General features: G+C 68.2%; 19 protein-coding genes. All 19 read right to left on the reverse strand.

The window, feature by feature from the left end; genetic code table 11:
- Positions 1 to 148: 148 nt before the first annotated feature.
- Entirely contained in the window at positions 149 to 1597 is a 1449-nt protein-coding gene (pyk, locus tag ACIOSY_RS10745; RefSeq protein WP_400852997.1) for a pyruvate kinase, read from the reverse strand.
- A 56-nt stretch (positions 1598 to 1653) separates the two neighbouring features.
- Complete coding sequence (locus ACIOSY_RS10750; RefSeq protein WP_400852999.1) at positions 1654 to 3120, reverse strand: glutamate synthase subunit beta; 1467 nt, start codon at positions 3118 to 3120, stop codon at positions 1654 to 1656.
- The gene (gltB, locus tag ACIOSY_RS10755; RefSeq protein WP_400853001.1) at positions 3113 to 7636 is read right to left on the reverse strand and encodes a glutamate synthase large subunit; all 4524 of its coding nucleotides are present in this window, start codon (positions 7634 to 7636) and stop codon (positions 3113 to 3115) included. Before gltB ends, ACIOSY_RS10750 begins: the two co-directional genes overlap by 8 nt.
- A 145-nt stretch (positions 7637 to 7781) precedes the next feature.
- Positions 7782 to 8810 carry a prolipoprotein diacylglyceryl transferase gene (gene lgt, locus ACIOSY_RS10760; RefSeq protein WP_400853003.1) on the reverse strand — a complete coding sequence of 343 codons (1029 nt, stop codon included), beginning with the start codon at positions 8808 to 8810 and terminating at the stop codon, positions 7782 to 7784.
- Between the two features lie 10 nt (positions 8811 to 8820).
- Positions 8821 to 9624 carry a tryptophan synthase subunit alpha gene (trpA, locus tag ACIOSY_RS10765; protein ID WP_400853005.1) on the reverse strand — a complete coding sequence of 268 codons (804 nt, stop codon included), beginning with the start codon at positions 9622 to 9624 and terminating at the stop codon, positions 8821 to 8823.
- The gene (trpB, locus tag ACIOSY_RS10770) at positions 9621 to 10841 is read right to left on the reverse strand and encodes a tryptophan synthase subunit beta (protein ID WP_400853007.1); all 1221 of its coding nucleotides are present in this window, start codon (positions 10839 to 10841) and stop codon (positions 9621 to 9623) included. The genes trpA and trpB overlap by 4 nt, the downstream gene beginning before the upstream one ends.
- Entirely contained in the window at positions 10841 to 11614 is a 774-nt protein-coding gene (gene trpC / locus ACIOSY_RS10775) for an indole-3-glycerol phosphate synthase TrpC (protein ID WP_400853009.1), read from the reverse strand. The genes trpB and trpC overlap by 1 nt, the downstream gene beginning before the upstream one ends.
- A complete protein-coding gene (locus ACIOSY_RS10780; RefSeq protein ID WP_400853011.1) occupies positions 11614 to 11844 on the reverse strand; it encodes an HGxxPAAW family protein in 231 nt (76 codons plus the stop codon). The genes trpC and ACIOSY_RS10780 overlap by 1 nt, the downstream gene beginning before the upstream one ends.
- 47 nt (positions 11845 to 11891) lie before the next feature.
- Entirely contained in the window at positions 11892 to 12482 is a 591-nt protein-coding gene (locus ACIOSY_RS10785) for a Trp biosynthesis-associated membrane protein (protein WP_400853013.1), read from the reverse strand.
- On the reverse strand, positions 12479 to 12838 hold the full coding sequence (gene hisI / locus ACIOSY_RS10790) for a phosphoribosyl-AMP cyclohydrolase (protein WP_400853015.1): 360 nt from the start codon (positions 12836 to 12838) through the stop codon (positions 12479 to 12481). The genes ACIOSY_RS10785 and hisI overlap by 4 nt, the downstream gene beginning before the upstream one ends.
- Positions 12835 to 13596 carry an imidazole glycerol phosphate synthase subunit HisF gene (hisF, locus tag ACIOSY_RS10795; RefSeq protein ID WP_400853017.1) on the reverse strand — a complete coding sequence of 254 codons (762 nt, stop codon included), beginning with the start codon at positions 13594 to 13596 and terminating at the stop codon, positions 12835 to 12837. Before hisF ends, hisI begins: the two co-directional genes overlap by 4 nt.
- Positions 13596 to 14435: an ATP phosphoribosyltransferase gene (hisG, locus tag ACIOSY_RS10800; protein ID WP_400853019.1), complete on the reverse strand. Its 840-nt coding sequence runs from the start codon at positions 14433 to 14435 to the stop codon at positions 13596 to 13598. Before hisG ends, hisF begins: the two co-directional genes overlap by 1 nt.
- 38 nt (positions 14436 to 14473) lie before the next feature.
- Positions 14474 to 14737, reverse strand: a complete 264-nt coding sequence (locus ACIOSY_RS10805; RefSeq protein ID WP_400853021.1) for a phosphoribosyl-ATP diphosphatase — start codon at positions 14735 to 14737, stop codon at positions 14474 to 14476.
- Positions 14734 to 15414, reverse strand: coding sequence for a ribulose-phosphate 3-epimerase (gene rpe / locus ACIOSY_RS10810; RefSeq protein ID WP_400853023.1), 681 nt, complete (start codon positions 15412 to 15414; stop codon positions 14734 to 14736). The genes ACIOSY_RS10805 and rpe overlap by 4 nt, the downstream gene beginning before the upstream one ends.
- 3 nt (positions 15415 to 15417) lie before the next feature.
- Positions 15418 to 16896 (reverse strand): RsmB/NOP family class I SAM-dependent RNA methyltransferase, encoded by a 1479-nt coding sequence (locus tag ACIOSY_RS10815; protein ID WP_400853025.1) that lies wholly within the window; start codon positions 16894 to 16896, stop codon positions 15418 to 15420.
- Positions 16893 to 17813 (reverse strand): methionyl-tRNA formyltransferase, encoded by a 921-nt coding sequence (fmt, locus tag ACIOSY_RS10820; RefSeq protein ID WP_400853027.1) that lies wholly within the window; start codon positions 17811 to 17813, stop codon positions 16893 to 16895. The genes ACIOSY_RS10815 and fmt overlap by 4 nt, the downstream gene beginning before the upstream one ends.
- A gap of 18 nt (positions 17814 to 17831) precedes the next feature.
- Positions 17832 to 19790: a primosomal protein N' gene (locus tag ACIOSY_RS10825; RefSeq protein WP_400853029.1), complete on the reverse strand. Its 1959-nt coding sequence runs from the start codon at positions 19788 to 19790 to the stop codon at positions 17832 to 17834.
- 16 nt (positions 19791 to 19806) lie between these two features.
- Positions 19807 to 21000 carry a methionine adenosyltransferase gene (metK, locus tag ACIOSY_RS10830; protein WP_400853031.1) on the reverse strand — a complete coding sequence of 398 codons (1194 nt, stop codon included), beginning with the start codon at positions 20998 to 21000 and terminating at the stop codon, positions 19807 to 19809.
- 91 nt (positions 21001 to 21091) lie between these two features.
- Positions 21092 to 21346, reverse strand: a complete 255-nt coding sequence (gene rpoZ, locus ACIOSY_RS10835; RefSeq protein ID WP_400853033.1) for a DNA-directed RNA polymerase subunit omega — start codon at positions 21344 to 21346, stop codon at positions 21092 to 21094.
- Positions 21347 to 21365 lie beyond the last annotated feature (19 nt).

Consider the following 21365-nt stretch of genomic DNA (forward strand, 5'->3'; position numbering starts at 1 on the left):
TTCGTGTGGCGGCGGGAAAAGCACATGTCGGCAATCTATCCGGCGTGCGCGTCGAGCAGAAAGCGGCTTGACGGAGCGCAGCAATTCCTTCTGCGGATACGACGGAGGGGGCGGAGCCGAAGCCCCGCCCCCTCCGTGATGCTCGAGGTCAGACGCCCGCCTTGTAGACGGGGGCTGCGCCGTTGACGGCGTCGCCGACCTTGTGCACGCGGATGTCGTTGGTCGACCCGATGATTCCGGGAGGGGACCCGGAGATCACGACGACCTTGTCGCCTTCGGCCGCGAGGCCGTTGCCGAGAAGATACTCATCGACCTGCATGTACATCAGGTCGGTGTGCTGCACCATGTCGACGAGCGTCGAGTGGATGCCCCAGGTGAGCGCCATGCGGCGACGGATGTCGGGCTCGGGCGTGAACGCCAGCATCGGGATGCGCGAACGCAGTCGCGAGAGACGACGAGCGCTGTCACCGGACTGCGTGAAGACGCAGAGGAACTTGGCATCCACGAACTCGGCGACCTCGAGGGCCGCGAGGGTGATCGCACCACCCTGCGTGCGCGGCTTCGCCGTGAGCGGCGCGATGCGCTCCAGGCCGTGCTCTTCGGTCGACTCGATGATCCGAGCCATGGTCTCGACCACGACGACCGGGTAGTCTCCGACGCTGGTCTCGCCGGAGAGCATGACCGCGTCGGCGCCATCGAGCACGGCGTTCGCGACGTCCGAGGTCTCGGCGCGGGTCGGGACGGGGCTGTTGATCATCGACTCGAGCATCTGCGTCGCGACGATGACCGGCTTCGCGTTGCGACGAGCGAGCTCGACGGCGCGCTTCTGCACGATCGGAACCGCCTCGAGCGGCAGTTCCACGCCCAGGTCGCCGCGGGCGACCATGATGGCGTCGAAGGCATCGACGATGCCCTCGAGAGCATCGACGGCCTGGGGCTTCTCGACCTTGGCGATGACGGGGACGCGCACGCCCTCTTCCGCCATGATCTCGTGCACGCGGGTCACGTCTTCGGCGTTGCGCACGAACGAGAGGGCGATCAGGTCGGCGCCGATGCGCAGGCCCCAGCGAAGGTCGTCTTCATCCTTCTCGCTCAGCGCGGGCACGTTGACGGCCACACCGGGAAGGTTGATGCCCTTGTTGTTCGAGACCGCACCGGCGACGATCACGCGGGTGGTCACGGTGACGCCGTCGGTCTCGACGACCTCGACGCGCACCTTGCCGTCATCGATGAGCAGGAAGTCGCCCGGCTTGACGTCGTGGGGCAGGCCCTTGAACGTGGTGCCGCAGATGTCCTTGTTGCCGATGATGTCTTCGGTGGTGATCTTGAAGATGTCGCCCTTGGCGAGCTCATACGGCCCGTTCTCGAACTTGCCGAGACGGATCTTCGGGCCCTGGAGGTCGACCAGGATCGCGACCGCGCGGCCCGAGTCCTCGGCTGCGCGACGGACGTTCGCGTAGTTGTTCTCGTGCACGGAGTAGTCACCGTGGCTGAGGTTCAGGCGGGCGACGTCCACGCCGGCGTCGATCAACGCACGCACGGTCTCATAGGTGGAAGTTGCGGGGCCCAGTGTGGCGACGATTTTCGCGCGTCTCAACAGAATCTCCAGGGTAGAGGGGGATAAAAACTCGGGCGACGGTGCCGCCGCTCAGCCTACGCGGGCTGAAGGCCGATCGCGACATCGTGCGGTGCGACCGGCGAGGGCAGCACGGTCGTGCCCATCAGGTAGCTGTCGACGCTCGCGGCCGCGGCACGGCCTTCGGCGATCGCCCAGACGATCAGCGACTGACCGCGCCCCGCGTCTCCGGCGACGAAGACGCCCGGGATCGTCGACTCGTAGGACTCGTCGCGGCGGAATGCGCCGCGATCGGTGACCTGCGGGCGAGTCTCCTCGGTGAAGCCGTCCTGCTCGGGGCCGGTGAAGCCCATCGCGATGAGAACGAGGTCGGCGGGGATCTCGCGCTCGGAGCCGCTCTTGGGAACGCGACGTCCGTCGATGTACTCGGTCTCCGCTACGCGCAGCGCGCGCACCTCTCCGACCTCGTTCGAGAGGAACTCGACGGTCGACGCGAGGAAGACGCGTTCGCCGCCCTCTTCATGAGCGGACGATACCTCGAACACGGTCGGCATCATCGGCCACGGCTGGTGGTCGGGCCGCGTCTCGCTGGGCTGCTGGCCGATCGCGAGATTGGTCACGCTGAGCGCACCCTGACGGTGGGCGGTGCCGATGCAGTCAGCGCCGGTGTCACCGCCACCGATGACGATGACGTGCTTGCCCTCGGCGGAGATCTGGTCGGTCACCGTGTCACCTGCGACGGCGTGGTTCGACTCCACGAGGTACTCCATGGCGAAGTGCACGCCATCGAGGTCGCGCCCGGGGATCGCGAGATCACGCGGCACGGTCGATCCGGTCGCGATGACGACGGCGTCGTACCGCGCGCGGAGGTCGGCCCAGGTGATGTCCTTGCCGATCTCGACGCCGGCGCGGAAACGCGTGCCCTCTTCCTGCATCTGACGCAGGCGGGATTCGAGCTGGCCCTTCTCCATCTTGAAGTCCGGGATGCCGTAACGGAGGAGCCCGCCGATACGGTCGTCGCGCTCGAAGACCGCGATCGTGTGACCGGCGCGCGTGAGCTGCTGCGCGGCGGCGAGACCCGCGGGACCGGAGCCGACCACCGCGACGGTCTTGCCGGTGAGGCGTGCCGGCGGCTGGGGTTCGACCCATCCCTTGGCGAAGGCCTCATCGATGATCGAGACCTCGATCTGCTTGATGGTGACGGCCGGCTGGTTGATGCCGAGCACGCACGAGCTCTCGCAGGGAGCGGGGCACAGGCGACCCGTGAACTCCGGGAAGTTGTTCGTGGCGTGGAGGCGGTCGATCGCCGCACGGCCTTCGCCGCGCCAGGTGAGGTCGTTCCACTCCGGGATCAGGTTGCCCAGGGGGCAGCCCGAGTGGCAGAACGGCACGCCGCAGTCCATACACCGGCCGGCCTGACGACGCAGCACGGCCTTGTCGCCGGGCTCGTAGACCTCTTTCCAGTCCATGATGCGGACGGGCACCGGGCGGCGAGCAGGAACCTCGCGCTCGGTGACCTTCAGAAAACCTTTGGGATCAGCCACCGGTCACCTCCAGGATGCGGTTCCAGACGATGTCGCCATCGGGATCGATTCCCTCGGCCAGTGCTTCTTCGCGCATGCTGCGCACCGCGGCGAAGTCGCGCGGAAGCACCTTCACGAACTCTGAGGCGACCGTCTCGAAACGACCCAGGAGGTCGGATGCGAGCGGTGACGCCGTGCGTTCGACGTGTTCGACGAGCAGACTGCGCAGGACCTCGAGGTCCGCACGGTCGAGCGACTCCAGCAGGAGCTCGCCGCTGCCCAGGGACTGCGCGTTGATCTTCGCGGTGTCGAGGGCGTGGACGTACGCCACTCCCCCGGACATTCCGGCACCGAAGTTGCGTCCGGTCGTGCCGAGGATCACTGCGAGCCCACCGGTCATGTATTCGAGGGCGTGGTCGCCGACACCTTCGACGACCGCCGTCGCGCCGGAGTTGCGCACGAGGAAGCGTTCGCCGACGACGCCGGAGATGAACATCGTTCCCGACGTCGCGCCGTAACCGATGACGTTGCCCGCGATGACGTTCTGCTCCGGGGCGATCTGCGAGGCGCGGGGCGGCCGGATGGTGATGTCACCACCCGAGAGTCCCTTGCCGACGTAGTCGTTGGCGTCGCCCTCGAGTCGCAGCACGATTCCCGGCGGCAGGAACGCGCCGAGCGACTGCCCTGCGGTGCCCAGCAGCGTCACATCGATGGTTCCGCGGGCGAGGCCCGCGGCTCCGTGGCGCGCGGTCACCTGGTGTCCGAGCATGGTTCCGACCGCACGCTCGGTGTTGGCGATCGGCAGCTCCACCACGACGGGCTCTCCGTTGAGGAGTGCGCCCTTCGCGATGTCGATGAGCTGCACGTCGAAGTGCTTCTCGAGCTCGTGGTCCTGCGTGCGACCGCTCCGGCGGGGTTCGCCCGCGGGGAACGCGGGGCCTTCGAGCACCGGGCTCAGGTCGAGACCGTCGGCCTTCCAGTGTTCGATCGCCGTGTTGGTCTCGAGCAGTTCGGAGCGTCCAACGATCTCATCGATCGACCGGTAGCCGAGCTCTGCGAGGAGTTCGCGCACCTCTTCGGCGATGAACTCCATGAAGTTGACGACGAACTCCGGCTTACCGGTGAACCGCTCGCGCAGCGCCGGGTTCTGGGTCGCGACACCGACGGGGCACGTGTCGAGGTGGCAGACGCGCATCATGATGCATCCGCTGACCACCAGAGGAGCCGTCGCGAAGCCGAATTCCTCTGCACCGAGCAGCGCGCCGATGATGACGTCGCGACCGGTCTTGAGCTGGCCGTCGACCTGCACCACCACACGGTCGCGCATGCCGTTGAGCATGAGCGTCTGCTGGGTCTCGGCGAGGCCGAGCTCCCACGGCGTGCCCGCGTGCTTGAGCGAGTTCAGCGGGCTGGCGCCCGTTCCGCCGTCGTGGCCGGAGACCAGAATGACGTCGCTGAGTGCCTTGGCGACACCGGCCGAGACCGCGCCGATTCCCGACTGGCTGACGAGCTTGGTGTGGATGCGGGCGTCCGGGTTGGCACGCTTCAGATCGAAGATCAGCTGCTTGAGGTCTTCGATCGAGTAGATGTCGTGGTGCGGCGGCGGCGAGATGAGGCCCACACCGGCCGTCGCGTGGCGCGTGCGCGCCACCCACGGGTACACCTTCGTCGGAGGCAGCTGACCGCCCTCGCCGGGCTTGGCGCCCTGAGCGAGCTTGATCTGGATGTCGTCCGCCTCGGTCAGGTAGAGGCTCGTGACGCCGAAGCGTCCCGATGCCACCTGCTTGATCGAACTGCGTCGGGCGGGGTCGACGAGACGGTCGGGATCTTCGCCGCCCTCTCCTGTGTTCGACTTGCCGCCGATCGAGTTCATGGCGACCGCGAGGGTCTCGTGCGCTTCCTGCGAGATCGAGCCGTAGCTCATCGCGCCCGTCGAGAACCGCTTGACGATCGCGGAGACGGGCTCGACCTCATCGATCGGGACGGGCCGACGAGTACCGGTGCGCAGCGAGAACATCCCGCGGAGCGTCTTCAACTCGGCGGCCTGATCGTCGACGAGCTTCGTGTACTCGCGGAAGATGTCGTACCGACGGTTGCGGGTCGAGTGCTGCAGCTTGAAGACCGTCTCGGGGCTGAACAGGTGCGGAGACCCGTCGCGACGCCACTGGTACTCGCCGCCGGTCCACAGACGCTCGTGCGCGCGCGCCGCCTCGTCTTCGGGGTAGGCGTAGTCGTGGCGCGCCTGGTTCTCGGCGAAGACCTGCTCGATGCCGATGCCGCCGAGCTTCGACTCGGTGCGCGTGAAGTACGCGTCGATGAAGTCCTGGCTGAGGCCGACCGCCTCGAACACCTGGGCGCCCGCGTAGGACGACACCGTCGAGATGCCCATCTTCGACATGATCTTGAGCACGCCCTTGCCGAGCGCGTAGATCAGATTGCGGACGGCCTTCTCCGGCGTGATTCCGGTGATGTAACCGGTGCGTGCGAGGTGCTCGACGGTCTCCATCGCGAGATACGGGTTGATGGCGGATGCCCCGTACCCGATGAGCGTGGCCACGTGATGAACCTCGCGCACGTCGCCGGCTTCGACGATCAGGCCGACCTTCATCCGGTTCTCGCGGCGGATGAGGTGGTGATGCACGGCCGCCACCATGAGCAGCGACGGGATCGGAGTGAGGTCCTTGTTCGAGTCGCGGTCCGACAGGATGATGAACTCGGCACCGTCTTCGATCGCCTGGTCGACCTCGGCGCACATCTCGTCGAGTCGATCGGTGAGCGTCTGGGGCCCGGCGTCGAAGTGGTAGAGACCGCGGATGGTCGCGCTCGAACGGTCGGGCAGCGCCTTGTCGATGTGACGGATCTTCGCGAGCTCGTCGTTGTCGATCACCGGGAAGTCCAGCGAAACGGTGCGGGTGTGCTCGGGACCCCACGAGAGAAGGTTGCTCTCGGGGCCCAGGCCGAGCTTGAGGCTCGTGACGACCTCTTCGCGGATCGAGTCCAGCGGCGGGTTCGTCACCTGGGCGAACTGCTGCGTGAAGTAGTCGAAGAGCAGGCGCGGACGCTTGCTGAGCACGGCGATCGGCGTGTCGGAGCCCATCGCTCCGAGCGGCTCGGCGCCGTTCTGCCCCATCGGCGTGAGGAGGATGCGAACCTCTTCCTCGGTGTAGCCGAAGGTGCGCTGACGACGCGTGATCGATGCCGGCGGGTGCACGATGTGCTCGCGCTCGGGAAGCTCGGCGAGCCGTACGGCGCCGGCATCCAACCACTCCTGCCACGGCTGGAGCGTCGAGAGCTCGCGCTTGATCTCGTCGTCCTCGACGATGCGGCGCTGCGCCGTGTCGACCAGGAACATCTTGCCTGGACGCAGGCGCCCACGACGCTTGATGCGCTCGGGTTCGAACGTGAGCACGCCCGTCTCCGAGCCGATCACGATCAATCCGTCGGTCGTCTCGGTCCAGCGACCGGGACGGAGACCGTTGCGGTCGAGCGTGGCGCCCACGAGCGTGCCGTCGGTGAAGATCAGCGCCGCCGGGCCGTCCCACGGCTCCATCTGGTTCGAGTGGTACTCGTAGAACGAGCGCAGCTCCGGCGTGATGTCGGTCTGCTTCTCGTATGCCTCGGGCACCATCATCATGATCGCGTGCGGAAGGCTGCGACCGGTCAGCGTGAGTAGCTCCAGCACCTCGTCGAACGATGCCGAGTCGCTGGCGCCGTCGGTGCAGATCGGCAGGAGAGGTGCGACATCGCCCAGCAGCTCGGATTCGAGCTGGGACTGCCGTGCACGCATCCAGTTGCGGTTGCCGCCCACGGTGTTGATCTCACCATTGTGCGCGAGCATCCGCAGCGGCTGCGCGAGCGGCCACGACGGGAAGGTGTTCGTCGAGTACCGGGAGTGCACGACGGCGAGCTCGGAGGCGAAACGCTCGTCCTGCAGATCGGGGTAGAACGGCTCGAGCTGCAGGGTGGTGACCATGCCCTTGTAGCCGAGCGTGCGGCTCGAAAGCGAGACGAAGTACGCCCCCATCTCGTGGCCCGCGCGCTTGCGCAGACGGTAGGCGACACGATCGAGCGCGATGCCCGTGAGCGGTGCATGCGCGTGGGTCGTTCCACCGGCACTCACGAAGAGCTGCTCGAAAGCGGGACGCGCCTCGTCGGCGAGCTTGCCCAGGTTCTCGTTGGCCGTGGGCACGCTGCGCCACCCGAGGACGCGCAGGCCCTCGGCGCGGGCGATCTTCTCGATGCCGGCCTTCTGCTGACGACGCTCTCCCGAGTCGCGCGGCAGGAAGGCGAGACCGGCGGCATACTCGCCGACCGGGGGGAGGTCGAAGTCGGTGACCGCTCGGAGGAATGCGTCCGGCATCTGCGTGAGGATGCCCGCTCCGTCTCCGGTGCCGGCGTCAGAGCCGATCGCACCGCGGTGCTCCAGGTTGCGCAGCGCTTCCAGCGCCAACGCGATGATGTCGTGCCCGGCGTGGCCGCGCAGGGTCGCGACCATGGCGAGGCCGCAGGCGTCCTTTTCGAACGCGGGGTTGTACATGCCCTGTTTCGGGGGATATGCGCCGGAAGCGCCGTAAGGGGGCTGGAAGTACACCAGTTACCGTCCTCAGATATTCAAGTGACACCGGGGACGACGTCGGCCCGCTCGTTCAGTGCAATGGTTCTCACGCCACGAGGTGGCGGCTTTATCGGGAGCCGTTCTCGCTCGTGGGAGCGGTGCTTGTGGCGGTAGCTCCTGCGGTGACCTCGTCTGCCGGAGGCTCGCTCACGTCGACGAAGTCAGAGGGATTGTTCTGCGATTGTACATCAGCGTCGTCCAGGTCCTTCCGTCCGCGTCCTGCGACGTACGGCGAAGGCTCGAGGCCGAGGTGACGGCGGTTCTGCACGATGAGGATCGCGATACCGACAACGATGCCGATGATCGACGCCCAGACGTTGCTGCGCAGGCCCAGGATGATCTCGCTCGGGTCGATGCGGATCGACTCCCAGACGACACGTCCGGCGCTGTACCAGATGAGGTAGATCGCGAACAGGCGGCCCCACTGGAAGAACAGCTTGCGGCCGAGCCAGAGCAGCACGAGCACGCCCAGACCGTTCCAGAGCACCTCGTACAGGAACGTGGGGTGGAAGAGCGTGCCTTCGGGCAGACCGGGAGGGAATGCGCTGTTCGTGGACTCGATCTCGAGTCCCCACGGCAGGTCGGTCGGGAGGCCGAAGAGCTCGTGATTGAACCAGTTGCCGAAACGGCCCATCGCCTGCGCGAGGAGCAGTCCCGGGGCGAGAGCGTCGGCGAAGGTCCAGAAGCGGATGCCCGTCCACTTGCAGCCGAGATACGCACCGATCGCGCCACCGATGAGGGCGCCGAAGATGGCGATGCCGCCCTCCCAGATCGCCCAGACGGAGCCGGGCTCGAACGGGTTCCAGGTGTTCTTGCCCTCGCCGAAGTAGAAGTTCGGGTGGGTGAGCACGTGGAAGATGCGCGCGCCGATGATCGCGAGCGGCACGGCGAGGATCGAGATGTCGATCACGACCCACGGCTCTGCTCCGCGCTTGGTGAGGCGGTGATTCGTCAGCAGCGTTGCGGCGATGATGCCGGCGATGATGCAGAGGGCGTAGAAGTGGATACGCACCGGGCCGAGGTCGATGAAGGCGACCGGAGGGCTCGGGATGCTGGCGAGCACACCGTTGACGGTGCTGTGGAGCGCGAAGGGCATGAGTGCGATTCTAGTTCTCGAGAAGGGAGCGTGACGACGACGTGCCGTCCGCCAGGGTTCGTGTGACCTCGGCCAGGGCGGGAAGACCGCCGTCGCGCAGCGCGCGGACCAGTGCGGTACCCACGATCGCGCCGTCGGCGTACTCCGACACGGCGGCGATCTGGTCGGCGGTGGAGATTCCGATACCGACGCACGCACGCGTGGCGCCGTGATCGCGCAGGCGACCGACGAGGGTGCGAGCGGCGCGGTCGAGTTCGGTCCGCTCCCCCGTGATGCCCATGGTCGACACCGTGTAGACGAAGCCCGTCGACGAGCGCACGACCAGGTCGAGACGCTCATCCGATGATGTCGGAGCGGCGAGGAACACACGGTCGAGGCCGGTGCGCTCGCTCGCGCTGATCCACTCGTCTGCGACCTCGGGCGTGATGTCCGGGGTGATGAGACCCGCTCCGCCTGCGGCGAGCAGATCGTCGGCGTACCGGTCGATCCCGTACTGCACCACAGGGTTCCAGTAGGTCATCACCAGCACGGGGACGTCGGTGGCGGCCGTGATCGCGCGGATCGCGGTGAAGAGGTCTGCCATGCGGAAGCCCGCGGCGAGAGCCGCCGTCGTCGCCTCCTGGATGACGGCGCCGTCCATCACCGGGTCGCTGTAGGGCGGGCCCAGCTCGATGATGTCGACGCCGTTCTCGGCGAGCGTGATCGCGGCCTGGATGCTCGTCTGCAGATCGGGATATCCCACGGGGAGGTAGCCGACGAACACACTGCGCCCCGCTGCCTCCGCCTTCTGGAACGCGGCTTCGACCTTGCTCACTGGGCTCCCCCGTCGGCTGCGGCCTCGTCGTAGAGGCGGAAGTACCTCGCGGCCGTATCCATGTCCTTATCGCCACGGCCCGACAGGCACACGGCGATGACGGCATCCGCACCGAGCTCGGGTGCGAGGCGGAGCGCTCCGGCCAGGGCGTGAGCGGACTCGATCGCCGGAATGATCCCTTCGGTACGGCTCAGCAGACGCAACGCCTGCATGGCCTCGTCGTCGGTGGCGGGGATGTACTCCGCACGACCGAGGTCGGCGAGCCACGAGTGCTCGGGACCCACTCCGGGATAGTCCAGTCCGGCCGAGATGGAGTGCGATTCCACGGTCTGACCGTCGTCATCCTGCAGCACGTAGGTGCGCGAGCCGTGCAGGATGCCGGGGCGCCCGCGCTCGATCGACGCGGCGTGCTTGGGCGTGTCGACGCCGTCGCCGGCGGCTTCCACCCCGTAGAGCTTCACGCCGTCGTCGTCGAGGAACGCGTCGAACATGCCGATCGCGTTCGATCCGCCGCCGACGCAGGCGACGACCGCATCCGGAAGGCGTCCGACCTCGGCAAGAAGCTGCTCGCGCGCCTCTTCGCCGATGATCTTCTGGAAGTCGCGCACCATGGCGGGGAACGGATGCGGTCCTGCGGCCGTTCCGAAGATGTAGTTGGTGTTCTCGACAGACGCCACCCAATCGCGGTATGCGTCGTTGATCGCATCCTTGAGAGTGCGAGAGCCCGACGTGACCGGGACGACCTCGGCACCGAGCAGACGCATGCGGGCGACGTTGAGCGCCTGGCGCTCGGTGTCGACCTCTCCCATGTAGATCGTGCACTCCAGACCGAACAATGCCGCCGCCGTGGCCGTTGCGACACCGTGCTGGCCGGCACCGGTCTCGGCGATGACCCGGGATTTACCGAGCCGCTTGGTGAGCAGAGCCTGCCCGAGGACGTTGTTGATCTTGTGGGAGCCGGTGTGGTTCAGATCTTCCCGCTTGAGGAAGATGCGCGCGCCACCCGCGTGCTCGGCGAAACGCGGCACCTCGGTGAGCGCGGACGGACGACCGGCGTATGAGCTGAGCAAGTGGGCGAGCTCGGAGCGGAACGCGGGATCGGCGATCGCTTCTTCGTAGGCGACGGTCAACTCATCGATCGCCGCGATGAGGGATTCGGGCATGTAGCGGCCACCGTACGTGCCGAAGTACGGGCCGTGCTGGTCACGCAGGCTCATCAGACCTCCAGAAAGCTCTTGAGGGTGGCGACGGGGTCGCCCGTGACGAGCGCCTCGCCGATCAGGACGACGTCCGCTCCGGCGCCGCGGTAGTGCGCGACATCGGCGGGGGTCAGGACCGCGGACTCGGCGATCTTGACCGCGGTGGAGGGGATGCGGTCGACGAGACGACCGAACAGATCGCGATCGAGCTCGAGCGTCTTCAGATCACGGGCGTTGACCCCGATCAACGGGGCCCCCAGATCGATGGCGACGTCGAGTTCATCGGCGGAATGCGTCTCGACCAGTGGAGTCATTCCCAGCTCGCCGATGAAGCCGAAAAGGTCGCGCAGGACGGCGGGCTCGAGACCGGCGACGATCAGCAGCACCAGATCCGCCCCTGCGGCCCGGGCCTCGAGGACCTGGTAGCGCGTGGCGATGAAGTCCTTGCGCAGCACCGGAAGCGACACGCGGGCCGTGACGGCCTCCAGATCGGCCAGACTGCCGCCGAACCGGCGCTCTTCGGTGAGCACACTTATCGCGGACGCTCCCCCGATCTCGTACAGCGAAGCCTGCAGAGCGGGATCGGGGATCTCGGCGAGAGCACCGCGGGAGGGGCTCGCACGCTTGACCTCGGCGATGATCTTCACGCGCTCCGACGGTGCGAGGAATGCGAGGGCATCCTTCGCCGCAGGCCGAGCGAGAGCGACACGCTCGACATCGGCCAGGGGACGCGACAGGGCGCGACGCTCGGCGTCTGCGACAGCGCCGGCCGTCAGGTCGGCGAGAACCACTAGTGCGCCTTCGGCGAGTACTTGGGGCCCTTCACGCCGTAACCGGCCTTCGCCAGGATCCAGCCGACGAGAGCGCCGATCGGGATCAGCGCGGAGGAGATCCAGACGAACGTCGGCTGCTCGAAGCAGAACGCGACGGTGGCGAGAGTGAAGCCGAGCAGCATGATCACCACGGCGGTCCAGGCCGCCGGCGAGTGTCCGTGGCCGGGGTCAGCGATCGGGTTGGTCATGGTGTCCTCCGTGGAACGTCTGCGGGATCTGATTCAGTCTATCGGGGTCATCGGGTCGGATCGGTTCCGCGGGACAGGTCGTCCCAGGAATCGATCGCGTCCACCGGACCCTCGGTGTGCACGGGTGCGTCGGCCCCCGTGCGGTAACGGCGCCCACCGGTCTTCCATCGGCGCCAGGTGAAGAGCGCGAACACGGCGGCGGCGAGCAGAATGACCCACCCCACGAGAGCGAGCACCGGCCAGAACGACGGAGTGACGGAGGCGACGACGTCCGACACCGCTCCGATTCCGGCGAGCCCGGTGGCCTCTGTCACGGTGGGACCCACCGCGGCCAGAGGTACCGTCACCAGCAGCTGCAGCGTCGACCAGCCGAGGAACAGCGCTGCTGCCGCTGCGAGGATCGCAAAGACCAGCCGGAGAATCGGCCCGGCGATCGACAGGGCTGCTCCCAGCGCGAGCACGGCCAGGCTCAACGGAGCGAGCAGGACGAGAGCGGAGGCGCCGGGAACGAGGATCTCGGCGCCGGCGTCGGCGCGTTCGACCGTCAGCCAGGTCTGGGTCGAGGACACGATGCCGATCGCACCGGCGATCACGAATCCGGACAGGGTGAGCGAGCGCCCGCGCCGCGCGAGGCTCATACGGCTTCGCTCCCTGCGGTGGCCTCGAGGTCGGTCGTGTCGAAGCACGTTCGCGTGCCCGTGTGGCAGGCGGGTCCGGTCTGGTCGACCATCAGCAGGATCGCATCGCCATCGCAGTCCAGCCGTGCCTCGTGGACGACCTGGATGTGGCCGGACGTGTCGCCCTTGCGCCAATACTCCTGCCGCGAACGCGACCAGTACGTCGCGCGTCCGGACTTGAGCGTGCGTCGGAGCGCCTCCTCGTCGACCCACGCGAGCATCAGCACCTCGTGAGAGTTCCACTGCTGCACGATCACCGGGGCCAGGCCGTCGCCGTTCCAGGCGACCTGTCCGAGACGGGATTCCAGATCGGTCATCGGACCAGTACTCCTTCTGCGCGCAGCGCATCCTTCACGTCGCCGACGGTCAGCGCGCCGGTGTGGAACACACTCGCCGCGAGCACGGCATCCGCACCCGCATGAATGGCCGGCGCGAAGTGGTCGACGCTGCCGGCGCCGCCGGACGCGATGATCGGGACAGTGGCGACCTCGCGCATCAGGCGCACGAGCTCGAGATCGAACCCGTCGCGGGTGCCGTCGGCGTCGATGGAGTTGACCAGCAACTCACCGGCCCCGCGCTCCGCCGCCTCACGCGCCCACTCGAGCGCGTCGAGCGTGGTCTGCGTGCGCCCGCCGTGGGTGGTGACCACGAAACCGGACCTCGACGTGTCGGCGCGCTTCACATCGAGGGAGAGCACGAGGACCTGCGCACCGAAACGGTCGGCGATCTCGCCGATCAGGTCGGGGCGGGCGATGGCGGCGGAATTGACGCCGACCTTGTCGGCGCCGACCCCGAGCAGCCGCGCGACGTCGTCGACGCTGCGCACTCCTCCCCCGACCGTCAACGGCACGAACACCTGCTCAGCCGTGCGCTGCACGACGTCGTAGGTCGTGGCACGCGCGTCGACCGTGGCGGTCACATCGAGGAACGTGATCTCGTCGGCGCCCTGCGCCGCGTAGTGCCTGGCCAGTTCGACGGGATCGCCCATGTCGCGGAGGTTCTCGAAATTCACGCCCTTGACGACGCGGCCATCGGCGACATCGAGGCACGGGATGACTCGGCTCGCGAGGGCCATCAGAGTCTCGCGGCGTGGATGGCGGTGACGAGGAGCGCGCGGGCACCGAGCGCGTAGAGCTCGTCCATCAGCTGATTGACGCCCCGGCGCGGGATCATCACGCGCACCGCGACCCAGGCGGGATCACGGAGCGGCGAGATGGTCGGCGACTCGCGTCCGGGCGCGAGCGCCACGGCACGATCGACGAGCTCCGCAGGGAGGTCGTAGTCGAGGAGCACGAATCGGCGCGCCACCATCACACCGCGCAGGCGGCGGAGCAGCGTGTCCGTGCCCTCGGCGTCACCCGGACGGCTGATGAGCACGGCCTCGGACTCGAGGATCACGGGCCCGAAGATCTCCAGACCGGCTTGACGGAGCGTCGTGCCCGTCGAGACCACATCGGCCACGGCATCCGCCACGCCGAGTCGCACGGCGGACTCCACCGCTCCATCGAGCTGCACGAGTTCTGCAGTGACTCCGTGCTCGCGGAGGAAGGCGTCGACGAGACTCGGATAGGCCGATGCCACGCGCACACCGTCGAGGTCTTCGAGCGACGAGAAGGCGCCGGGAGGGCCTGCGAATCGGAAGGTCGACCCACCGAAGCCCAACTGCTCGATCTCACGAGCGGGCTGCTGGACGTCGAGCAGCAGGTCTCGGCCCGTGATGCCGACGTCCAGAGCGCCGGAGGCGACGTAGGTGGCGATGTCACGCGGACGGAGGAAGAAGAACTCGACGTCGTTGTCGGCGTCGATCACGTGGAGTGTCTTGGGGTCACGCCGGCCGGCGTAGCCCGCCTCGGCGAGCATCTCGGCAGCGGTCTCGGCGAGCGAGCCCTTATTGGGAACGGCAATGCGCAGCATGTCTGGCTTTCAGATCGAATCGGGATGGGCGGAGCGCATCACAGATGTCGATACACGTCCTGCAGGGTGAGGCCCTTCGCGAGCATCATCACCTGGACGTGGTAGAGCAGCTGCGAGATCTCCTCGGCAGCAGCCTCGTCGGACTCATACTCGGACGCCATCCAGACCTCGGCGGCCTCTTCCACGATCTTCTTGCCGATCGTGTGCACGCCGCCGTCGAGCTCCGCAACGGTCCCCGAACCTTCGGGGCGGGTCTCTGCCTTGACGCTGAGCTCGGCGAACAGCTCCTCGAAAGTCTTCACGATTCCAGGCTAGCGGCTCTGGCGAGCCGTCTGAGCCGGGTGACGGCCGCCTCGACGTCATCGGCGCCGTAGACCGCGGACCCCGCCACGAAGGTATCGGCACCGGCTGCCGCCGCGAACTCGATCGTGCTGTCGGAGATGCCGCCGTCGACCTGCAGCCAGACATCCGAGCCCCGTCGTCGGGCCTCGTCGGCCAACGCGCGCAACTTCGGCATCGTCTCGGGCATGAACCCCTGCCCACCGAAACCCGGTTCGACCGTCATCACGAGGATCTGATCGAACTCGTCCAGGATCTCGTACAGGCTGTCCGCCGGCGTGCCCGGCTTGATCGCGACGCCGGCTCGCGCCCCGATGTCGCGCAGACGGCGGGCGAGTGCGATCGGGTCGGCAGCGGCTTCGAGATGGAAGGTGACGCTGGCCGCGCCGATATCCGCGTATTCGGGCGCCCACCGATCGGGGTCGGTGATCATCAGGTGAACATCGAGCGGGATGGGACTGGTGGCCTGGATCCGCTCGACCATCTGGGGTCCGAAGGTGAGGTTGGGGACGAAATGGTTGTCCATCACGTCGACGTGCGCGAAGTCGGCCGTCGCGATGCGGGCCAGATCGGCCTGCATGTTCACGAAGTCGGCCGCGAGGATGCTGGGGTTGATGCGCGGAGCGGCGGGCAGGTCCATGGCTCATTCTCCCTTCGGGGTGCGCTGGAGGAGCGCGAGGAACATGGCGTCGGTGCCGTGGCGATGCGGCCACAGCTGCACCGATCCGGTCGCGGTCCGCCCGTCGGAGGCCAGGTCGATCGGGGCGCGCGAAATCTCGGACACGACGGCCCGCGCATCCAGTTCGCTCACATCGCCGCGAGTGCGCAGCACCTCCTGCACGACACCCGTGGTCTCGGCGAGATGCGGCGAGCAGGTGACGTAGGCGACGATTCCGCCGGGAGCCAGGGCATCCACGGCAGACGACAGCAGTTCGACCTGGAGCGGGACCAGTTCGGCCACATCGGCCGGCGTCTTCCGCCAGCGGGCCTCAGGACGACGACGCAGCGCACCGAGCCCGGTGCAGGGAGCATCGACCAGGATGCGGTCGAACTCCCCCGGGTGCGACCCGCCGAACGAACGTCCGTCCTGCTCGTGCACCGTGATCTCGCCCGGAACCGCACGGAGCGCCGAGCGGACGAGCCGGGCACGCGTCGGCACGATCTCGTTCGCCTCGAGCTCCACGTCGTGCTGACGGGCGATCGCACCGAGAAGAGCAGCCTTGCCCCCGGGGCCCGCGCACAGGTCGAGCCACCGCTCCCCCGCCCGGATCGGCGCCGCACCGGCCAGCGCGAGCGCCACCAGCTGCGACCCCTCGTCCTGAACGCGGATCGTGCCGCCGGAGGCCGTGATGATCCGATGCGGGTCACCGCCGGGCGATCCGAACGCGGTCCGCGCATAGGGGCGACGTGGCTCCTCGGGCTCGGCGAGTCCGGGAAGGGCGACGAGCGTCACCTCGGGTGAGGCGTTGTCGGCCTCGAGCAGATCCTCGAGTTCCTCGGCCCGGCCCTCGGCGGCCAGCGCGCGTCGGAAAGCGCGGATGACCCAGACCGGGTGCGCGGTGCGGAGGGCGAGACGCTCGTCGTCGGAGCGGGCATCCCGCTCGATGCGCTCCTGCCATTCACCGGGAGTCTCGCGTGCGACACGACGGAGGACGGCGTTGGTGAAGCTGGAGGCCCCGCGGCTGACCTCCATCGCGACCAGATTGACGGACTCGTTGACGGCGGCGTGCGACGCGACCCGGGTGGCGAGAAGCTGATGCACCGCCAGGCGCAGCGCATCGAGCACTGCCGGATCGATCTCGTCCGCGGGGCGGTCTGCCGCTGCCGAGATGATGGCGTCGTATGTGCCCCTCCGGCGGAGCGTGCCATACGTCAGTTCGGTGGCGAGCCCGGCATCCTGCGGATTCAACCCCGCCTCCCCGATGGCCGATGGCAGGGCGAGGTTGGCGTAGGCATCGTCTTCCGTCACCGCGCGCAGCACGCTGTATGCGACACGGCGGGCGGGTTGAACGGTGCGCGCGGGTCCGCGTTGAGCGCTCCCCCGAGCGGAACGCTCGCTCGCGTCGGCACGCGGGCGAGCGTGTGCAGGGCGACCCTGACGTCGTTTCCGGTCGTCGTTCATGATCCTGCACGTATCCCTTCGCTCCCGCGCTGTCCGCGCCACCAGTCGGTGGCATTCATCGCCGCCTTGCCTGCGGGTTGCACCCGCGTGACCGCCAGAGGAGCGGAGCCGGTGCCGATGAGCACGGTCGTCTTCGTCGCGACGATCACGCCGGGGTCGAGAGGTTCTTCCTCCCGTGCGGGCGCCGCCTCGAGAATCTTCAGACGTTGCCCCTCGATCGTCGTGTGCGCCCCCGGTTCCGGCGTGACGCCGCGGAACCGGGCGAAGACGGCGTGCACCGGCTGCGACCAGTCGAGCGCACCGTCGAGGAGTGAGAGCTTGGGAGCGAATGTCGGCTCGCCCTGCTGGGGCGACGGCGTCGCGGAACCGTGGGCGATGGTCGCCACGACATCTGCGGTGAGCGCGGCCCCGTCGACCGCGAGGATCTCGAGGGCGACATCGGCCGTCGCCGTTTCGGGTACCGGCACAGTGCGCGAATCGAAGACATCGCCCGCATCGAGCTCGGCCACCAGCTGGAAGACACTGGCTCCCAGTTCGGTGTCACCGGCGATGAGCGCCCGCTGCACGGGCGCCGCCCCGCGCCAGTGGGGAAGGAGCGAGAAGTGCAGGTTGATCCACCCCTCGCGCGGCCCGGAGAGAAGCGGTTCGCGCACGAGCCCGCCGTAGGCGACGATTACGCCGAGGTCTGGCTCGAGTGCCAGGATCTGCGCTGTCGCCTCATCGTCCAGACGCGCCGCTTTGATGACGGGGATGCCCAGATCGGATGCCGCCTGCGCGACCGGAGACGGCGTCAGCACCCGCTTCCGCCCCAACGGCGCGTCGGGGCGCGTGACGACCGCAGCGATGTCGTGGACAGCGGCGAGACGGCGAAGAGTGGGAACGGCGGCGGAAGGCGTGCCGGCGAAGACGAGGCGCATGAAGGTTCTCCGGAAGGATCAGAGTTCAGGATCGAGGATATCGAGACGGACGGTGAGTGTGCTGCGAGGGTTCTTGCCTCTCCCGCGCCGGCTGCTCACCGCCTCGGCGACGACGGCCGCGCGCAGAGCGCCCGCGACGCGGCTTCCCACGCTGTAGTCGAAGCGCACGAGGGCGCGCACCCGCGGGGGGACATCATCGGATTCGATGGGCACGGGGCCGAGCACGGCATCGGACGGCAGGGCGAGTTCGGTGAGCGACACGAGGGCACGGGACACCGCAGCCGCCGATCCCTCGACGAGTGCGACGCGGGTCGTCGGCGGCATGTGCAGTGGTGCCCGGCTCTCGAGTTCCGAGCGGGCGTAGCCGCTGTGGTTCCAGGTCGCCAGCGCCCGCGCCGTGCCCCCATCGACGCCGACGAGGTGCACCGGGGCACCAGGGGCCGCGAGAGCCGCAGCGTTCGACCACCAGCGGAGACAGGATTCTCCGATGCGGAGGTCGGGCGACTGCAGCATGCGAGGACCGTCGAGCAGCACCACGGCGCGGTAGCCGCCCTCGGCCTGGGGCTCGGCCCCGCGGGTTGCGACGACGAGAGCGGGCTTCGCATCGACGCGCTCGACCGGGTGGGCACCGTCGGCGACGATCACCCGGACGCCCGGGAACGCACGCCCCAGCTCATCGGCCGTACGCTCGCTCCCCGACGACGCCAGTCGCAGTTTCGTCGACGAGCAGGTGGCGCACGCCCAGGCGCGAGCACCCCGGCCGCACCATCCGCAGACCGGCACCGCACCGCGATGGCGGGCGCCGAGGGGCCCGCCGCAGTGCGCGCAGCGTGCCGGAGCACGACAATCGGCGCAGACGAGCGACGGAGAGAACCCGGGGCGCGAGACCTGGACCAGCACCGGACCCTCCGCTGCGGCGTTCCGCGCCGCCAGGAACGCCGATGAGGGCATCCGTTGCGCGGTCGGCTGTTCCATCTCGTGCGGCGTGCTGAGGATCACGCGGGGCAGCACACGGCGCACCGCGCGCACATCGCGCAACCAGCCGATCGACACCAGACGCTCGACATCCGTCGTGCGGGTGTGCCCGGCGAACAGGAGAGCGGACTCTTCGTCTCCCTGTCGCAGAAGCGCGGCGTCTCTCGCGTTGATGTAGGGCGCGAGCGGCTCGCCCAGGAGCGGATCCCCGTCGTCCCAGATCACGACGAGGCCGGCTCGGACGGGGGCGTACACCGCCGAGCGGTTGCCCACGACGATGCAGGGGGCGTCTTCGAGCGTGCGCAGGAAAGCGCGGTAGCGGTCGGGATTCGTCTGGCGGGAGTCGTAACGCACGACCGCCTCCGGCGCGATGACCTCGCCGAGCGCGGTGAGGAGCCCGTCGAGGTCGCGATGATCGGGCACGACCAGGATCGAGGACTGCCCCGCGGCAAGCGTGCGCACAGCGACGGCCGCGAGGAGAGTCGACCAAGCGGGGGCACCGTCATGAATCCCCGGGATCGCTTCGAGCGCCGCTCGTCCGTGCTCGTCGAGAACGGCATCGAGTCCGTCGTAGCGGGCCACGACGGACTCGGCATGAGCGAGTGATTCATCGCTCGGCACCACCGCCGCAGCATCCGCCGTCCAAGCCTTCTCGACGCGGACCTGTCGCTTCGGGATCACGAGTCGCAGCACGTCGGACTCCGAGCCCGCAGCGCGGTCGGCTGCGCTCCGCGCCAACCGGTGCAGTCGCTCCGGCAGCACGGGCACGGGCGAGACGACGCTGTCGACCTCGGACAGCGGACGGTCGGCGTCGTCTTCGGTGTCGATGCCCACGACGTAGCCGTCGATCACCCGCCCTGCCGTGCGCAGGGGCACGCGCACGCGCACGCCGATCGGTACCTCGCCGAAGGACGCCGGAAGTGCGTAGTCGAAGATGCGATCCAGCTGCGGCAGCGGCGAGTCGAGGAGCACCCGCGCGATGCGCCGGCTCTCTCCGGTCACGGGAACCGAGGCCCGCTCAGAGCCCGGCAGCGCGGCGGAGCTGCTCGATGCGATCGGTGCGCTCCCAGGTGAACTCGGGCAGCTCACGGCCGAAATGACCGTATGCGGCTGTCTGCGCATAGATCGGCCGCAGCAGGTCGAGCTCTTCGATGATGGCCTGCGGGCGCAGGTCGAACACCTCGTCGATGGCACGTGTGATCGCTTCGTCGGAGACCTTGCCGGTCCCGAAGGTCTCGACGTAGAGCCCGACCGGACGAGCGACCCCGATCGCGTACGCGACCTGCACCTCGAGGCGATCGGCGAGACCCGCGGCGACGGCGTTCTTCGCCACCCACCGGGTCGCGTAGGCACCGGAGCGGTCGACCTTCGACGGGTCCTTGCCACTGAATGCGCCACCACCGTGGCGAGCGGCTCCCCCATAGGTGTCGATGATGATCTTGCGGCCCGTGAGCCCGGCATCGCCCTTCGGTCCCCCGGTGACGAACGGGCCGGCGGGATTGATGTAATAGGTGACGTCGTCGCGCTGCAGCCCCGTCGAGGCGAGCACCGGGTCGATGACGTGCTCGCGCACGAGTGCCTGGAGCTCTTCCTGCGAGATCTCCGGGTTGTGCTGCGTCGATACGACGACCGCGTCGACCGTCTTGGGCGTGAAGCCCTCGTATCCGAGTGTGACCTGGGTCTTGCCGTCGGGGCGCAGGAACGGGAGCAGGCCGCTACGGCGCACCTCGGTCAGGCGCTCCGCGATGCGATGCGCCGTCCAGGCGGCCATCGGCATGAGCTGAGGCGTCTCGTTCGTCGCGAAACCGAACATGATGCCCTGGTCGCCGGCGCCGAGGCCGTCGAGAGGATCGACGGATGATCCGTCGCGGTGCTCCTGGGCGTTGTCGACGCCGTGGGCGATGTCGGTCGACTGCTCCCCCACGGAAACGCTGACGCCGCACGAATCCCCGTCGAAGCCGGTGTCGCTGGAGGTGTAACCGATGCCGTTGACGACCTGGCGGACGATCGTGGGGATGTCGACGTACGCTTCGGTACGGATCTCACCGGCGACGTGCACGAGCCCGGTCGTGACGAGAGTCTCGACGGCGACCCGGGATTCCGGATCTTTCGCGAGGAGGCCGTCGAGGATGCTGTCTGAGATCTGGTCGCAGATCTTGTCCGGGTGCCCTTCGGTGACGGACTCGGACGTGAACAGACGCAGGGCGCTCATCGGGGCTCCAGAACAGACTCGGGCGGGGGAAGGGCTGATGAACCCATTCTGGACCGCGCCTCCGACAGAGCGGGCGCGCGGTCCACGAATATCACTCTGCGTGACGAAGGCGGAGCTTGTCCTCGTTGATCTCGTGCAGTGCGATCGTGAGCGGCTTGTCCTCGACCGACGAGTCGACGAGCGGACCGACGTTGTCGAAGAGGTTGCCCTCGTGCAGGTCGGAGTAGTAGTCGTTGATCTGACGAGCGCGCTTCGATGCGTAGATCACGAGCTCGTACTTCGAGTCGACGCGATCCAGCAGGTTGTCGATGGGGGGATCGATGATTCCGTTGTTGTGTCCGGCCATGGTGAGACCTCCTGATCAG

Source organism: Microbacterium sp. NPDC087665 (assembly GCF_044743285.1).
In the GTDB taxonomy this organism is placed as follows: Bacteria; Actinomycetota; Actinomycetes; order Actinomycetales; family Microbacteriaceae; genus Microbacterium.

Coding starts and splice junctions, on each gene's coding strand:
- gltB (WP_400853001.1), bottom strand. CDS start 7,636: ATGTACAACCCCGCGTTCGAAAAGGACGCCTGCGGCCTCGCCATGGTC.
- lgt (WP_400853003.1), bottom strand. CDS start 8,810: ATGCCCTTCGCGCTCCACAGCACCGTCAACGGTGTGCTCGCCAGCATC.
- trpB (WP_400853007.1), bottom strand. CDS start 10,841: ATGAGCCTGCGTGACCAGCACGGCCCGTACTTCGGCACGTACGGTGGC.
- ACIOSY_RS10780 (WP_400853011.1), bottom strand. CDS start 11,844: ATGACCAACCCGATCGCTGACCCCGGCCACGGACACTCGCCGGCGGCC.
- ACIOSY_RS10785 (WP_400853013.1), bottom strand. CDS start 12,482: ATGAGCCTCGCGCGGCGCGGGCGCTCGCTCACCCTGTCCGGATTCGTG.
- hisI (WP_400853015.1), bottom strand. CDS start 12,838: ATGACCGATCTGGAATCCCGTCTCGGACAGGTCGCCTGGAACGGCGAC.
- hisF (WP_400853017.1), bottom strand. CDS start 13,596: ATGGCCCTCGCGAGCCGAGTCATCCCGTGCCTCGATGTCGCCGATGGC.
- hisG (WP_400853019.1), bottom strand. CDS start 14,435: ATGCTGCGCATTGCCGTTCCCAATAAGGGCTCGCTCGCCGAGACCGCT.
- rpe (WP_400853023.1), bottom strand. CDS start 15,414: ATGGACCTGCCCGCCGCTCCGCGCATCAACCCCAGCATCCTCGCGGCC.
- ACIOSY_RS10815 (WP_400853025.1), bottom strand. CDS start 16,896: ATGAACGACGACCGGAAACGACGTCAGGGTCGCCCTGCACACGCTCGC.
- fmt (WP_400853027.1), bottom strand. CDS start 17,813: ATGCGCCTCGTCTTCGCCGGCACGCCTTCCGCCGCCGTTCCCACTCTT.
- metK (WP_400853031.1), bottom strand. CDS start 21,000: ATGAGCGCCCTGCGTCTGTTCACGTCCGAGTCCGTCACCGAAGGGCAC.
- rpoZ (WP_400853033.1), bottom strand. CDS start 21,346: ATGGCCGGACACAACAACGGAATCATCGATCCCCCCATCGACAACCTG.